Genomic DNA, 14,217 nt, shown 5'->3' with positions numbered 1-14,217 from the left:
ATTTTGACACGAGACAAACTTTCCGAAGTCTCATTTTGCAATTCGACATTCATGCGCGCCAGTCAATTTTTCATCAAGACGCTCAAGGAAGCTCCGGCCGACGCCGAAATTCCCAGCCAGATCTACTCGGCCCGTGCCGGCCTCATCAAAAAGCTTGCAGCAGGTGTGTTCACGTTCATGCCGATGGGCATGCGCGTCATGCGCAAGATTTCCGCCATCATCCGCGAGGAAATGGACCGCGCGGGCGCCATCGAACTTTCCATGCCGATCGTTCAGCCCGCCGAACTCTGGCAGGAATCCGGCCGCTGGGCCAAGTACGGCCCCGAACTTCTGCGCTTTAAGGACCGTCATCAGCGCGACTTCGTGATTCAGCCCACGAGCGAAGAAGTCATCACCGATCTGGCACGTCAGGAAATCACGAGCTGGCGTCAGCTTCCCGTCAACTTCTATCAAATTCGCACGAAGTTCCGCGACGAACGCCGTCCGCGCTTCGGCGTGATGCGCGCCCGCGAATTCATGATGAAGGACGCCTACAGCTTCGATCGCAACGCCGAAGAAGCCGGCAAGTCCTATGAAGTGATGTTCGACGCCTACATGCGCATCTTCACGCGTCTGGGCCTCGTGTTCCGCGCCGTTCGTGCCGACAGCGGCGCCATCGGCGGCTCGCGTTCTCAGGAATTCCAGGTGATCGCCGACGTGGGCGAAGACGTGATCGCCTACTGCCCCGATTCAGACTACGCGGCCAACATTGAACTGGCCGAAGCCTTCTCGCTCATTGACGAACGCAAGGCTCCCGCTCAGGAACTCGTCAAGCACGCCACCCCGGGCAAGGAAAAGTGCGAAGACGTCGCGCCTTTCCTCGGCATTGCACTCACCGACTGCGTCAAGAGCATCGTTCTTGCGCACGACGAAGAAGATGAAAACGGCAATCCGTTGCCCGCCAAGATTGTGCTCGTGCTGCTGCGAGCCGATCACGAGCTCAACGAAGTCAAGGCCGGCAAACTGCCCGAAATGAAGGGCGCTCTGCGCTTTGCCACCGAAGAAGAAATCCTCACCCACTTTAACGGCGCCGATCCGGGTTCTCTGGGCCCCATCGGCATTTCCGAAGACGTCGTGGTGTACGCCGATCGCACCGTCGCCAACATGAGCGACTTCTGCTGCGGCGCCAACGAAACGGGCTTTCACTACACGGGCGCCAACTTCGGGCGCGACCTTCCCGAACCCAAGGTTGCCGACCTGCGCAACGTCGTTGAAGGCGACAGGAGCCCGGACGGCAAGGGGCAGATCCGTCTGCAGCGCGGCATCGAAGTCGGTCACGTGTTCTATCTCGGCACGAAGTACTCCGAAGCCATGAAGGCAACCTATCTTGATGAAAACGGCAAGCCTCAGGTTCTCGAAATGGGCTGCTACGGCATCGGCGTGTCCCGTGTTGCGGGCGCTGCCATCGAACAGTGCCACGATGACAAGGGCATCATCTGGCCGGATCAGATCGCTCCGTTTGAAGTCGTCATCTGCCCGATGAACTACGCCAAGAGCGAAGCCGTGCGCGAAGCCGCCGACAAGCTCTACGCCGAATTGAAGGACCTGGGCGCCGACGTCATACTCGACGACCGCGATATGCGCGCTGGCCCCATGTTTGCCGACTGGGAACTCATCGGCGTGCCGCACCGCATCGTGATCGGCGACCGCGGCTTGAAGACCGGTGAAGTCGAATACGTCTGCCGCCGCAGCCTCGACAAGAAGGAAATGCTGCCGGTGGGCGAAGCCGCCGCAATCGTCAATTCCCGTATCGTGCGGGCGTAAACGCTTCCGGTCTTTTCGCACCGGGCCGACATCAACGCCGTTTTGCCTTTCTCTGCAAAGCGGCGTTTTTGTGTCTGGCTGCCGGCGCAGATTTGACAAATATCAAATTAACGGTTTTATCCTTACATTCTCAGTCAGATCAAACCCGGGGCCATGGGAAGCCCCTTTCCGATCCTGTCAATAAACCATTCATTTTTAACGATTTTTTCGCCTTTCCGGAATCTTGATCCGTAAGATTCTTCCTGTCGGCGGCACTCTTTCTTCCGGCGCATCTACGTCTTTCTGTTTCTCTCTCCTTCGGTCCGACAAGGATCCCGGTTCCTATGAAATCTTGGATTGAGTGCCGCTGGCGCGGCGTACTATCTTCCGTCGTGATCGGCGCCGCCGCACTGTTTGTCTCCAACACGTACGGCGGCCCGACAGTTCTCTACGCCCTGCTTCTCGGCATGGCGTTTCATTTCATCTTCGAGGATGATCGCGCCGTGGCGGGCATTGAACTGTGCGCCAAGAATTTCCTTCGCATCGGCGTGGGACTTCTCGGCGCACGCATCACCGCCGAAGAACTCGCGCAGCTCTCCCTGGGCTCCATCACCGTCCTCATCACGGGTGTCTTTGCAACCGTGGCTTTTTCCATGCTTTTGAACCGCTGGATCAGATGGCCGCGTGCGGAAGGTGCTCTGGCCGGCGCCTCGGTTGCCATTTGCGGCGCCAGTGCCGCAGCCGCCTTAGCGCTCGTGATCGACAAAAAGGCATTAAGAGAGCAGGCTCTTTTGGCCATCATCGTAACCGTGACGGCCTTGTCCACGATTTCGATGATCCTCTACCCGATCCTCTGCGAACTTCTCGGGTTTGAATCGTCTCGCGCCGGATTGCTTCTGGGCGGCACCATCCACGACGTAGCCCAGGTGGTGGGCGCGGGCGCAATGCTCGGCAACGACGCGCTTCAGACCGCAACCATGACCAAGATGCTGCGCGTGGCGATGCTCATTCCGATGATGTTCGTCTTTACGGCGTTGTTTGCCGCCAAGGGTGAACACGGAGAACCCAACGGCCCCAAGACCGTCAATCCCTTTGCGCAAATTCCCCTCTTTCTGATCGGCTTCGTGGTGCTCGCCGCACTCAATGTTGCCGGAGTCATCCCGACGTCGGTAAGCGACACGCTTGCTCAGGCCTCGCAGCTTCTCATTCTCGTAGCAATGGGCGCGCTCGGCATCAAGACGAGCCTCGGCAAGCTCAAGGCCGTAGGCTGGGCGCCGATCATTCTGATGACTGCAAACACCGTCTTTCTCTTCGTCTGGGTTCTCGCAGGCATCCTGCTTTTGGCCTGACCATCCTGAAGGCGCCCACTGAGGCGCCTTTTTGTTGTTTCCATGAGCTTATGAGTCTAAACAACTCCCCTCTGAAGAGGCGTTGTTTAGATCCCATGCACCGAGGACCGATTTTCCAGATGAAGTTTTCCTGAACGATTGTGCCGAGGCAGGCCTACCGGAACCGTCGGTGGCGCGTTGCTCAAAATTGGCACAAATATCTTTGACAACACTGAAGGAAAGCTTGTTATACCGGCGATTGAGTAATCCGGATGCAATTAAGGCATGTCAAGCACTTCAGAAACTCGGCGTTCTCTCCAGTTTCTGAATTTTTATAACGGAAGCTTTGCCTGTTGCTAAAATGCGCGGCAGAGTGGGTAGGTGTCTGAACCAATGTTTCGACACTGCGTGTAATATTGTCAACCCTGCCGACAGACAGGGTTATATGACCGGAGAAATCAAAGTGGAGTCGCTGAAGCCGCTGGTGCGCGTGATTGACGACGATGACGCAATGCGTCGTTCATGGGCCTTTCTGATCGAGGGTGAAGGCTGGGATGTGGCAGTCTATTCCGATGCCCTGGACTTCATCAGCTCCGGCGACTTCCAGCGTCCCGGCTGCCTCGTTCTCGACGTTCGCATGCCCCGCATGAGCGGCCTGGAACTCCAGGACAAGATGCGTGAACTCGGCATTGATCTGCCGATCATCTTCATTTCCGGCCACGGCGACATTGATATGGCCGTGCGCACGTTAAAGCTCGGCGCCGTTGACTTCCTGCAAAAGCCCGTCGACGATCAGCGTCTTCTGACCGCCATCGGCAGCGCTGTGATGAACAACCTCAACCACCGCCGCACGGAAATGGAACTCTCCTCCTTCCGCAGCCGTCTGATGCAGCTCACGCAGCGCGAACGCGAAGTGATCCGCATGGTCGCCCACGGCATGAGCAATAAGCAGGTTGCCGAAAATCTCGGCATCAGCGAAAAGACGGTTCAGGTGCATCGCGGTTCGGCCTATCGCAAGCTCGATCTGCACAACGCCGCCGAAATCGCACGTCTGTTGTTGCGTTCGGGCGACCCGCTCTGATGAATTTCTCCACAGGAGCCTGCAGCTAACTGATTGCGGTTCACTTTTCAGACAAAAACAGCGCGAATTTCGCGCTGTTTTTGTCTGTGTAGCAATAAGCCATGAAAAGCTATCGGTTCCCTGTCATTTTTTCTTCTCGACAACAACGGGGACGGTCTTTTGAACGCCCATTCGATTTTCGTACTTCAGAACATCAATGACTTGCGGGTTGTTAATCCGGACCATCTTGTCGTCGTACAACATTCCGTCCACAGATTTGGGAATGAATACGATTTTTCCCAAACAAACCAAAGCATCCGGTCTGTCACAGCTTTCTGCAAGTGCCCCATCGTCCAGAGTCTGGAACACTTTGTAGTACCCAACTTCAGGTGCTTCTGCCTCACGCTCCTGCATTGATACTTTTTTTGCTTCGGCAAGCTGAGCCTCAAGTTCGGCAATCCGCCGCTTCATCAAGGCTTCCGAATCCGTGTTTGAAGTTACGGTAGTCACCTCCGGGTCATAGGGCACGGCAAGCGATTGAGATTGAGACTGAGGCATTGTTTCGCAACCTGTCAACAGGGTTGCGAAGCTCAAAATGACAATTAGCTTTCTCATTTGCGTTCGTCCTCCGGAATAGGGAGCGTCAACACAGATAGATCCATTGTAATCGGTACCGTTCGCCCCCTCCCCGACTTCGGAATTAAGGCAACGACTCTCCTCTTGCCACCAACACGCGCTTGGCCTTGCCGGGCAATCCGCTCATCCACGGAAACTCCCGTTCATGGCGCTCACGGAATTGCTTGACCTCATTGATTTCGGAGAGCGTCGTATCGACCATGTCAAGGCCCAGCTCGAGCATGCGGCTGTGACGCGGTGCAATCGCAAAGCTGACAACAATGTCGCCGGTACAAACCGTCCGTGCGGCGAGATCAACAGTAAAAACAGCTTGAGGATCCTTGCGCAGGACATCAAAAAGCTTTTCCAAATCGTCGACCGAAACTTTACACGCCAAAAGGCCGTTGTTGAAACAATTGCTGTAGAAGATCTCTCCGAAGCTCGGCGCCACAACCACTCGGAAACCACCTTGCAAAAGTCCCCAGACGGCGTGTTCGCGGCTTGAACCGCATCCGAAGTTAGGGCCGGCCAGGAGTACGGCGGCTTTAGCCGCAGCAGGGGAATTGAGCACGCACTTCGGATCCAACGAGCCGTCCGCCTTGTGCTTGAGGTTGTAGAAGAGCCCCTTGTCGATTCCGCGCAGGAACTGCTTGGGCATAATCTGATCAGTATCGATATTGTCGGCTTCCAAGGCAACGGCACCGGTCGTGAGCGACGTAAATTTGTCCATTTCTGAGCTCCTTTCGTATTACAGCATTGCGGGATCGGTCAGTTTGCCCGTAATCGCAGCTGCGGCAGCAGCGGCCGGACTCACCAGATGCGTGCGCGCACCTCTTCCCTGGCGCCCCTCGAAATTTCGGTTCGTGGTCGATGCACAGCGCACGCCCGACTGCAAAATGTCATCGTTCATGGCCAAACACAGCGAGCAGCCGCTCTTGCGCCATTCAAATCCTGCTTCCTTGAAGATCTCGGCCAAGCCTTCGTCCTCGGCCTGCTTTCTCACGCGCATGCTGCCCGGCACCACCTGAGCGCGAACCCCCGGCGCCACCTTGCGTCCCTTTACCACGGCAGCGGCAGCTCTCAGGTCTGAAATCCGGGCGTTGGTGCACGACCCGATGAAGACGTGCTGCACGGCAAGTTGTGTCATGAGCGTTCCCGCTTCAATGCCCTGATACTCCAGGGCGCGGACGGCCGCCGCACGCTGTACGGGATCCTCGAAAGAGTCCGCTGCCGGAACAGGCTCATCGAACGCGACACACTGATCGGGGCTCGTACCCCAGGTCACCATGGGCTTGACGTCTCCCGCATTGATCACAACGGTCTTGGAAAAGACCGCCTCGGGGTCGGAAGCAAGCGTCTTCCAGTAGCGCGAAGCCGCTTCAAACTCATTCTGATCAAAGTCGAGCCAGTGCGTACGCACCCACTCGCGCGTCTTTTCGTCCGGGGCAATAATCGCCCCGCGCGCTCCGGCTTCCACCGTGAGATTGCAAAGCGTCATGCGTTCTTCAACGCTCAATGCCTCGACGCCCGAGCCTTGGTATTCGACGACGCAACCGAGCGCACCGCGGGCGGTGATTGTTCTCAGGACATAAAGGGCCAGATCCTTGGCGGTTGATCCCGGCTTTAATTTTCCGTCGATACGGATCAGCATGGGCTTGGCCAAACGATAGACAAGCGTTTGCGTAGCAAGAATATGCTCGATTTCGGAGGTACCGATGCCAAAGGCCAGAGCTCCCAGCGCACCGTGCGTCGTCGTGTGACTGTCGCCGCAGATCACGACCATACCAGGTCGCACGAGCCCCTGCTCGTCCATCAGGACATGTTCGATGCCTTGAGCTGCATCGTTGGGACCATAAAACGCATCAATGCCGAAATCGCGGCAGTTTTTGGCGAGATTGGACGCCTGAAGCGCGCTCGCCTCATCATGAATCACTCGCGGATTGGTATCGGCCGACGGAATGATGTGGTCGACCACGCACAGGTGCGAGTCGGGAGCAAAAACGCCGCAGCCGCGCTCGCGCACACCGCTGAAAGCCTGCGGACTCGTGTATTCGTTGGCAAAGTGAGCGTCCACGTAAAGAAGCACCGTTTCCCCGTCAATACGCTTGACCGTGTGGCTCTCCACAATCTTCTCGTATAGCGTTCTTGCTATCGCCATATTCGCCTCCTTGTTATAAATTGTTTTCTCAACAATAGGAATTCAGCAATGCTTTGATTCTACGCCTCAAAACGGCACTCTTCGGCTTTTCGGACGGTTCTGAAAACAAGGTGCGCTCGTTTAGAATGCCGACGTTTCTTGTCTGCAGTTTTGTCTTTCATCGTCATGCCGCTTCAAGTCCGCAACAGTTTCATTCTTTTCTTGTGCGCCGTCATCTGGGGCTCCGCCTTCGTCGCGCAGGCCCTCGGCATGAATCACATCGGACCGTTTGCCTTTACGTTTGCGCGCTCCATCATCGGCGGACTGTTTCTGCTGGCGGTGCTGCCCATTTTGGATCGGATCACACGCAAGAAGATCGATGAGACAACAGGCGAAAAATCCAACCCTTGGAGAAATCCCAAGGTTTGGACAGGCGGCATTCTCTGCGGCATCGTGCTTTTTGTTTCCGAATCGCTGCAGCAGTTCGGACTTCTCTACACCACGGTGGGCAAAGCGGGATTTTTGACGTGCCTGTATATCGTGATCGTTCCGGTCGTCGGCATGTTCATCGGTCGCAAGACGGGCTTTCTGGTGTGGATTGCGGTCGTGCTTTCGTGCCTTGGGCTCTATTATCTCTGCATGCCTCCCGGAGAATTTTCCCTGAGCCTCGGCGACGGCTTGGTGCTGGCTTGTGCGTTTAGTTACACCGCACACATCCTCGTAATCGACCACTACACAGACCACGTCGACGGCGTGCGCATGAGCTGCATTCAGTTCTTTGTGGGGAGCATCTTGGGCTTCATCCTGATGATGATCTTCGAACCGCCCACGCTCGAAGCCATGAAGGCAGCCGCTCCCGCCTTCCTCTACGCAGGTATCTGCAGCAACGGCATCGCCTACACGCTTCAGATCATCGGCCAGCGCGGCGTCAATCCGACCGTGGCTTCTCTGATCCTGAGTCTTGAAAGCGTTGTGAGCGTCATCGCCGGCTGGCTGATTCTGTCGCAATCCATGAATTCCCGCGAACTTTTAGGCTGCAGCCTGATGCTGAGTGCCGTCATTCTGGCTCAGCTTCCGAGATCGTTTTTCAAACGACTGTTTGAAGGACGCATGAGCCACTGACAGAAAACCGTATCCTCCGATTGACATTCTGAAACCTGCGGTTGCCTTTGGCCCAAACCACCGACGTTTCGTCGTAATTCGCCTTTATTCGTTTCTGTGGCTAGGAACCGACTCTCGAATAATTTTCCTCAGGCTTACGGACACAAAAAACCGGAAGGTCAGCTATCGATCTTCCGGTTCTTCGTTTTGATGCCGCCGTGAAAACGGCACCTTGAGCGCTAAAGCTTATTCAGCCTTCTTTTCCTCGGCGCCCGGCAGGTAATCCTTGCTCAGGACCACAGCGTTGTGCTTGGCGCGCAGGCTGTCGAGATAGGCGTTTTCTTCAGCCTGACCGAACATGCCGGCCAGCTCGTTGCGCGTGCCTTCCAGAGCGGAGGCGTCGGGCTCAACCGTTTCGGACTTGGTGATATGCACCAGCGTGTAGCCCGTGGGAGTGCGCACGCCGATATAGGCGGGCAGTTCCTTGGCGGGAACACGCATGAGCGAATTGATCAGGTTGAAGTCCCAACCCAGAGGCTGAGAACGGGACACGGTCATGGCTTTGTCGAACTTCACGTCCTTAGCTTCACCGGACTTGATCTTGGCAAGCAGAGCCTGACCGTCCTTTTCGGCGGCGTCAAGAGCGCGTTCGGTTGTCAGAAGCGAAAGAATGTCGGCGCGAACGTCTTCAAACTTGGCGATGTGAGCCGGCTGATAAGCCGTCACGCGAGCGGCAACGAGCGTGTTGGAAGCAACTTCGATGGCCTGCGTGTTGCGCTTTTCAACCAGACATTCTTCACCGAAGAGGTTTTCCATGACGTGCTGGTTGAGGAACTTCTTCTGAGCCGCATCGCTCGGGCCTTCAGCCGTCACGTTGTTGAGCGTCACGGGCTTGAGGTTGTACTTTTCGATCACGCTCTTGAGCGAATCGCTCTGTTCGTAAACCATGTTGGTGAAGTTGTCGGCTTCTTCGGCAAAGCGCTTCTGGCTTTCCTGATCCTGATAGAGCTTCACGATTTCGGCACGAACGTCAGCCAGGGGCTTGGCGGCCGTCGCCTTGACGCCGGTGACCGAAATGATGTGGAAACCGAATTCGGATTCCACCGGACCGACAATGTCGCCTTCCTTGGCGTTAAAGACCGCGTCTTCAAACGCCGGCACCATCATGCCCTTCGTGAACCAGCCCAGATCACCGCCTTCCTTGGCGCTGCCCGGATCGGCCGATTCCTTCTTGGCCACTTCGGCAAATGCCTTGGGATCGGCCTTGACCTGCTTGAAGATTTCTTCGGCCTTGGCCTTAGCCTTGTCCTTGCCCTGACCGAAGTCAATCAAGATGTGGGAGGCTCGCCGTTCTTCCGGAGCCTGGAAGCGGCCCTTGTTCTGTTCGTAGAAGGTCTTGATGTCTTCTTCGCTGGGTTCAACGTTCTTAAAGAGATCCGGAGAGAACACAACGTATTCGACATTGACGGCATCGGGACGTTCAAACTGCTTCTGGTTGTCCGTCCAGTACTTCTTGGCGTCTTCGTCAGACACCTTCACTTTGACCATGTATTCGCCGACGCTCAGGTTGTGCACGGCGGCTTCACGCTTTTCCGTGAGAAGGTTGAAGATGCTGCGCGAGGCGGTATCGGGCACCAACGTCGTGCGGGTGATGCCTTCGGTGAGCAGATTGCGGCTGATTTCACCGCGGATCATGTGCACGAAATATTCATCACTCATGCCGGAAGCGGCCAGATAGTTGGTGTATTTCTGGGCGTCGAATTTACCGTCGGTGAGAAAGCGCGGGAAGGTCTTGATCATTTCGATGGCGACCTGTTCGCTCACATGAATGTCTTCAAGAGACGTCTCACCGATGAGACTGCGTTCGTTCATGATCGCTTCGAGCAGCGCGACCTTGGCCTCCTGGCTGTCGAGCATATTGGAGCGGAATTCTTCACCGAGACGCACGCGCAGGTTTTCCAGACGTTGGCGCTTGGCTTCGTCAAACTGCTGCGGAAGGATCGAAACGTCGTCAACCTTGGCGATGGCGCCGTCGTCGCTGATCATTCGGTTGTAGGAATAGATACCTGTGACCACAAAGCTGGGAATCACGAGCACCATGGCGATGAACATCAGCCAGCGCTTGTGATTGCGGAACAACTCAAGAAGCATGAAATTAGCCTTTGGATTAAACAAAAATGCGGACTGCCGCATCAAGCCGCAGGGCCGCTGTGCGCCCACGAAAAACACTGAGCGCACTTTTCTACTCAATAGCCGTGCATTCTAACAAAAGCAAGCTGTCGGCTCGCTTAATTTCGCGCATCAGCCGCGTTGCAAAACGTTTTTTTCGTGACTCTGATATCAGCCGATCTCGTCGGGGGCAAAGACCGGGCACTCCAACCACAGCGCCTGCGGGAATCGACTGAAACAATACCGCTTCATATATTCCCGCGTATCCTCTTCAATCGTTGCGTCGGGCATCGGGTTGCATTGATTGAAGATCACGGCCGAAAGTTCGGCCCCGCGTCGCTGCAGCGCCTCAAGAGACAACACGGCGTGATTGATGGAGCCTAACCTCCCCGAAGTCACGAAAACAAAAGGCCAGTTCTGCGCGCACGCAAAATCAACCGTAAGTAAATTATCCGTCAGGGGCACGGCCAAACCTCCGGCTCCTTCGACAAGCACCACATCGTAGCTTTCGGCCAGTTTGTTCGCGCAGTCAATCAGATGCGCAAGATCAATCGGTCGGCCATCGATTTTGGCCGCCAGATGAGGTGACGCCGGGTAGGTGAAAAGTTCGGGCGCGGTGATCCCTTCCTCGTCTTCGGGCAGCGTCACCCCCATCAGACGCCGGTGCAGGCGAATGTCCGGACTGTAGTCTCCGCAACCGGTCTGCACCAATTTCATGGTGGCCACACGACGTCCGCAGCGCAGAAGTGCGCGAGCAAGCCACCCCGTGCAGACGGTCTTTCCCGCATCCGTATCGATGCCGCTCACGAAATGAATTCCTGAAGATAGCTTCACTACATTGTCCTGCATCAGTGCCATCGTTGATTACTCATAAACGGTTGCATTTAATCTGTTATTGGTGTTGTCACGACAAGAATTATTCTTCATTAAACAACCCGCGACTAAAGTCGCAGGCTTTGCAACTATCACATTCGTAATGTCGCATTAGGCCTGTTTACGTCCGGCCTCTGGGTCATCAGCAGATAGCCCAGACCGTGCAGATTTCGACCTGCATTCAGGTCGCTGTGCGCTCGGTAACCACAGTGCCTCAGACTGGTTTCAGTTAACACACCGAACTCAACGACCTTCTTTGAGCATTGAACGAGATTAACAGCTTATATTTGCTCTTTAAATCTTCTCTTCCACCCAATTGCGCGTCACCTTGACGAAACCGACAATCAATGTCTGCAGTTCATCGGGTTCGATCACAAAGGGCGGCATCACGTAGAAGATATTTCCGAAGGGACGCACCCAAATGCCTTCCTTGACGAACTGTGCGGCCAGAATTCTGTTGTCGGCAGCACGCTCGGTTTCCACCACACCGACGGCTCCGAGCACGCGCACATCCTTAACACCCGAGACTTTGCGCAAAGGCTCCAAACCTTTCTTCAGTTCGGATTCAATACGACGAACCTTGGCTTCCCAGTCTTCGGACATGTATACGTCCATCGCCGCGACAGCCGCCGCGCAAGCAATCGGATTGGCCATGAAAGTGGGACCGTGCATCAATGCGTTCGGAGCATGACAACTCACCGTATCGGCCACCGCATTGGAGGTGCACACGGCGCTTAACGTCACCGCGCCGCCCGTGAGAGCTTTCCCGAGCGTCATGATGTCTGGTACGATCTCGGCCCAATCGCAGGCAAATCGCTTGCCGGTCCGACCGAACCCCGTCGCAATTTCGTCAGCGATTAAAAGAATGTCGTACTTGTCGCACAAGCGGCGCGCTTCACGCAGGAACTGCGGGTGGTAGAACCGCATAGCGCTTGCCCCCTGAACGATCGGTTCGAGAATCAGGGCGCATATTTCGTCCTGTTGCGCATCGAAAACGCGCTCAAGTTCCTCAATGTCCCCCGGGTCCCATTGACCTCCGAAAACGGAAGACGGTTCATCAATAAAGATGCGCTTCTGCAGCGCTCCGGAAAAAAAGCCGTGCATTCCCGCAACCGGATCGCACACCCCCATCGCGTTCCAGGTGTCGCCGTGATAACCCTTGCGGATCGTCGCGAAGTTCGTGCGCGTCTTTCGGCCTTTGGCCAATTGATACTGCACGGCAAGCTTCATGGCCACCTCAACGGCAACCGATCCGGAATCCGCATAGAAAATCTTCGTGAGCTTCTCAGGCAGCAGACGAGTCAATCGTTTGGCCAGTTCCACCGCAGGTTGATGTGTAAACCCTGCAAACATGACGTGAGTGAGTTTGCTTGCCTGTTTTTGAATCGCCTCGACGATTTCAGGACGGTTGTATCCGAAGGCCGCGCACCACCAACTCGAAGTACCGTCGATGAGCTCTCTGCCGTCTTCCAAAACAATGCGCGCACCATGACCACCCGCAGCGACATTGACGGGAGGCGGTAAGGTGGCCGACGCATACGGATGCCACAAATGCGCTTCGTCAAAGGTTTTGATATCTTGCGTCTGATATCCGACCTCGGAAACAAGCTCGCGGTCGGCATCGATTGCACTGCCCTTCGTCGTCAGCATGTCTCCGGCAATGGCGGCGTTGATCCCGCACTCGAGTGCCGCCTTCTGAACTTCTCGTGACAAACGGGCTCTTCCGCCCGCAAAGCGCAGCTGAGCCTTGGGATTGATCAGTCGAAACAGAGCGACAGACCTCAGAATCTCTTCGTCGGACAGGAGCGGCTGATGCTCGAGCGCCGTGCCGGCAATGGGCGAGAGAATGTTGACGGGAATCGAAAGCACGTTGAGCGCACGCAATTGAAGTGCCAAATCAATGCGATCGCTTTCGCTCTCCCCCATCCCGATGATGCCGCCCGAGCAGACGTCCATACCGACCGCGCGTGCGTTCATGAGCGTTTTAACTTTGTCAGCGGTTGTATGTGTCGAGCAGAGCTTTCCGAAATGCGATTCGCTCGACTCAAGATTGCAGTGATAACGCACGACGCCTGCTTCAAAGAGACTTTGCAGTTCCTTCTCAGTCAACAGACCCGCGCTCAGGCACATCTGAAGATTCGTTTCCTTGCGAATGACTCGCACGAGTTCGATTGTTTCGCGCACTTCACGCGCAGAGAGCTTTCGACCGCTCGTCACAAGCGAAAACCGCGTGAGACCGTTTGCCTGTGCTTGTTTTGCAGCTTCGAGCGCCTTGTCGGCATTGATGAGCGGATAGATGGGAATGCCTGTGACAAAACGCCGCGACTGGGAGCACCAAGCGCAGTCTTCCGAACAACGGCCTGATTTGGCATTGATGATGCCGCAGAAGTTAAAGACCCGATCTGCGAACTTGATCGTCGCCTCTTTGGCTGCGGCCACGAGCGTCTGCGTGGAATACGCGCTCAGTTTCAAAGACTCCTCCCGAGTCGGCACGCGTTCCAGCGATCTGACGGCAAAGTCCAGGCAGGCGTTTTTTTCGGCTATCGGTTCCATTGTCTGCTTCTCATCCTTGAATTCTCTTGTGTGGCGGTCAGAAACTAATATATTGCAAATAAGCTGTTATCGCCTCTTTTTTTCTTAACACATCAACCGTGCAGGGAAGAAAAAGAGTCCTTAAAAGCAATGTTGCTCAATTTCGACCGTCTCGGCGAACAGGCAGGATACCAAACATCCCCATCCGTTTCGCTTGTTTTGAAACGAGAATTTGCAGACAATAAAAAACCCTGAAGATGCAAATCTACAGGGCATTTGGTGCTATGGCGGAGTGGACGGGACTCGAACCCGCGACCCCCGACGTGACAGGCCGGTATTCTAACCAACTGAACTACCACTCCGCAGAGCTTTTCAAATTGTCAAATTAATCGTGGCGGAGTGGACGGGACTCGAACCCGCGACCCCCGACGTGACAGGCCGGTATTCTAACCAACTGAACTACCACTCCGTTCGGATCAATTTGTTCTCCAAACTTTCGTCTGAAGAGACGTGCATTTTACAGACTCTTTTGAAAATTGCAAGTCCTCAATGAGTTCTTTGCTTTTCAAAACTTGGCTGTGTTCTGCACAACGACTGCGCATTCTACAGAAAAATAGGCA

General features: G+C 55.4%; 10 protein-coding genes and 2 tRNA genes. 4 read left to right on the top strand and 8 right to left on the bottom strand.

The annotated features are described in order from the left end of the window. Positions 1–51: 51 nt before the first annotated feature. From DW133_RS04315 to DW133_RS04305, 3 genes are all read left to right on the top strand, one after another. On the top strand, positions 52–1,803 hold the full coding sequence (locus DW133_RS04315) for a proline--tRNA ligase (protein WP_118275403.1): 1,752 nt from the start codon (positions 52–54) through the stop codon (positions 1,801–1,803). Positions 1,804–2,126: 323 nt separating this feature from the next. After that, on the top strand, positions 2,127–3,131 hold the full coding sequence (locus tag DW133_RS04310) for a YeiH family protein (protein WP_118275402.1): 1,005 nt from the start codon (positions 2,127–2,129) through the stop codon (positions 3,129–3,131). Between the two features lie 424 nt (positions 3,132–3,555). Continuing rightward, positions 3,556–4,191, top strand: a complete 636-nt coding sequence (locus tag DW133_RS04305) for a response regulator transcription factor (RefSeq protein WP_199588790.1) — start codon at positions 3,556–3,558, stop codon at positions 4,189–4,191. 123 nt (positions 4,192–4,314) lie between these two features. Here DW133_RS04305 and DW133_RS04300 read toward each other — a convergent pair whose 3' ends face one another. The 3 genes from DW133_RS04300 to leuC all read right to left on the bottom strand — a co-directional run bounded on the left by DW133_RS04300 (position 4,315) and on the right by leuC (position 6,943). After that, positions 4,315–4,785, bottom strand: a complete 471-nt coding sequence (locus tag DW133_RS04300; protein ID WP_118275401.1) for a hypothetical protein — start codon at positions 4,783–4,785, stop codon at positions 4,315–4,317. 85 nt (positions 4,786–4,870) lie between these two features. Beyond that, positions 4,871–5,515 (bottom strand): 3-isopropylmalate dehydratase small subunit, encoded by a 645-nt coding sequence (gene leuD, locus DW133_RS04295; RefSeq protein ID WP_118275400.1) that lies wholly within the window; start codon positions 5,513–5,515, stop codon positions 4,871–4,873. 18 nt (positions 5,516–5,533) lie between these two features. Further along, positions 5,534–6,943: a 3-isopropylmalate dehydratase large subunit gene (gene leuC / locus DW133_RS04290; protein WP_118275399.1), complete on the bottom strand. Its 1,410-nt coding sequence runs from the start codon at positions 6,941–6,943 to the stop codon at positions 5,534–5,536. Between the two features lie 138 nt (positions 6,944–7,081). Here leuC and DW133_RS04285 point away from each other — a divergent pair, with 138 nt between their 5' ends. Next, positions 7,082–8,044, top strand: coding sequence for a DMT family transporter (locus DW133_RS04285; RefSeq protein WP_233542110.1), 963 nt, complete (start codon positions 7,082–7,084; stop codon positions 8,042–8,044). Between the two features lie 225 nt (positions 8,045–8,269). Here the strand turns inward: DW133_RS04285 and DW133_RS04280 are convergent, their stop codons facing one another. The 5 genes from DW133_RS04280 to DW133_RS04255 all read right to left on the bottom strand — a co-directional run bounded on the left by DW133_RS04280 (position 8,270) and on the right by DW133_RS04255 (position 14,066). Next, entirely contained in the window at positions 8,270–10,174 is a 1,905-nt protein-coding gene (locus DW133_RS04280) for a SurA N-terminal domain-containing protein (RefSeq protein ID WP_158571110.1), read from the bottom strand. Between the two features lie 189 nt (positions 10,175–10,363). After that, entirely contained in the window at positions 10,364–11,041 is a 678-nt protein-coding gene (gene bioD, locus DW133_RS04275; RefSeq protein WP_118275443.1) for a dethiobiotin synthase, read from the bottom strand. 318 nt (positions 11,042–11,359) lie between these two features. Continuing rightward, positions 11,360–13,618, bottom strand: coding sequence for an adenosylmethionine--8-amino-7-oxononanoate transaminase (bioA, locus tag DW133_RS10175; protein ID WP_118275396.1), 2,259 nt, complete (start codon positions 13,616–13,618; stop codon positions 11,360–11,362). Positions 13,619–13,882: 264 nt separating this feature from the next. Continuing rightward, positions 13,883–13,959: transfer RNA gene (locus DW133_RS04260), tRNA-Asp, on the bottom strand. Between the two features lie 30 nt (positions 13,960–13,989). Further along, positions 13,990–14,066, bottom strand: a tRNA-Asp gene (locus DW133_RS04255). Positions 14,067–14,217: the final 151 nt, after the last annotated feature.

The sequence above is a fragment of the Sutterella sp. AM11-39 genome, assembly GCF_003472385.1.
Classification (GTDB): domain Bacteria; phylum Pseudomonadota; class Gammaproteobacteria; order Burkholderiales; family Burkholderiaceae_F; genus Duodenibacillus; species Duodenibacillus intestinigallinarum.
This window is presented reverse-complemented; position numbering and strand designations above follow the sequence as displayed.

Excerpts from the sequence above, each read along its gene's own strand:
- DW133_RS04315 (WP_118275403.1), top strand. The coding sequence starts at position 52 with ATGCGCGCCAGTCAATTTTTCATCAAGACGCTCAAGGAAGCTCCGGCC.
- DW133_RS04310 (WP_118275402.1), top strand. The coding sequence starts at position 2,127 with ATGAAATCTTGGATTGAGTGCCGCTGGCGCGGCGTACTATCTTCCGTC.
- DW133_RS04305 (WP_199588790.1), top strand. The coding sequence starts at position 3,556 with ATGACCGGAGAAATCAAAGTGGAGTCGCTGAAGCCGCTGGTGCGCGTG.
- DW133_RS04300 (WP_118275401.1), bottom strand. The coding sequence starts at position 4,785 with ATGAGAAAGCTAATTGTCATTTTGAGCTTCGCAACCCTGTTGACAGGT.
- leuD (WP_118275400.1), bottom strand. The coding sequence starts at position 5,515 with ATGGACAAATTTACGTCGCTCACGACCGGTGCCGTTGCCTTGGAAGCC.
- leuC (WP_118275399.1), bottom strand. The coding sequence starts at position 6,943 with ATGGCGATAGCAAGAACGCTATACGAGAAGATTGTGGAGAGCCACACG.
- DW133_RS04280 (WP_158571110.1), bottom strand. The coding sequence starts at position 10,174 with ATGCTTCTTGAGTTGTTCCGCAATCACAAGCGCTGGCTGATGTTCATC.
- bioD (WP_118275443.1), bottom strand. The coding sequence starts at position 11,041 with ATGCAGGACAATGTAGTGAAGCTATCTTCAGGAATTCATTTCGTGAGC.
- bioA (WP_118275396.1), bottom strand. The coding sequence starts at position 13,618 with ATGGAACCGATAGCCGAAAAAAACGCCTGCCTGGACTTTGCCGTCAGA.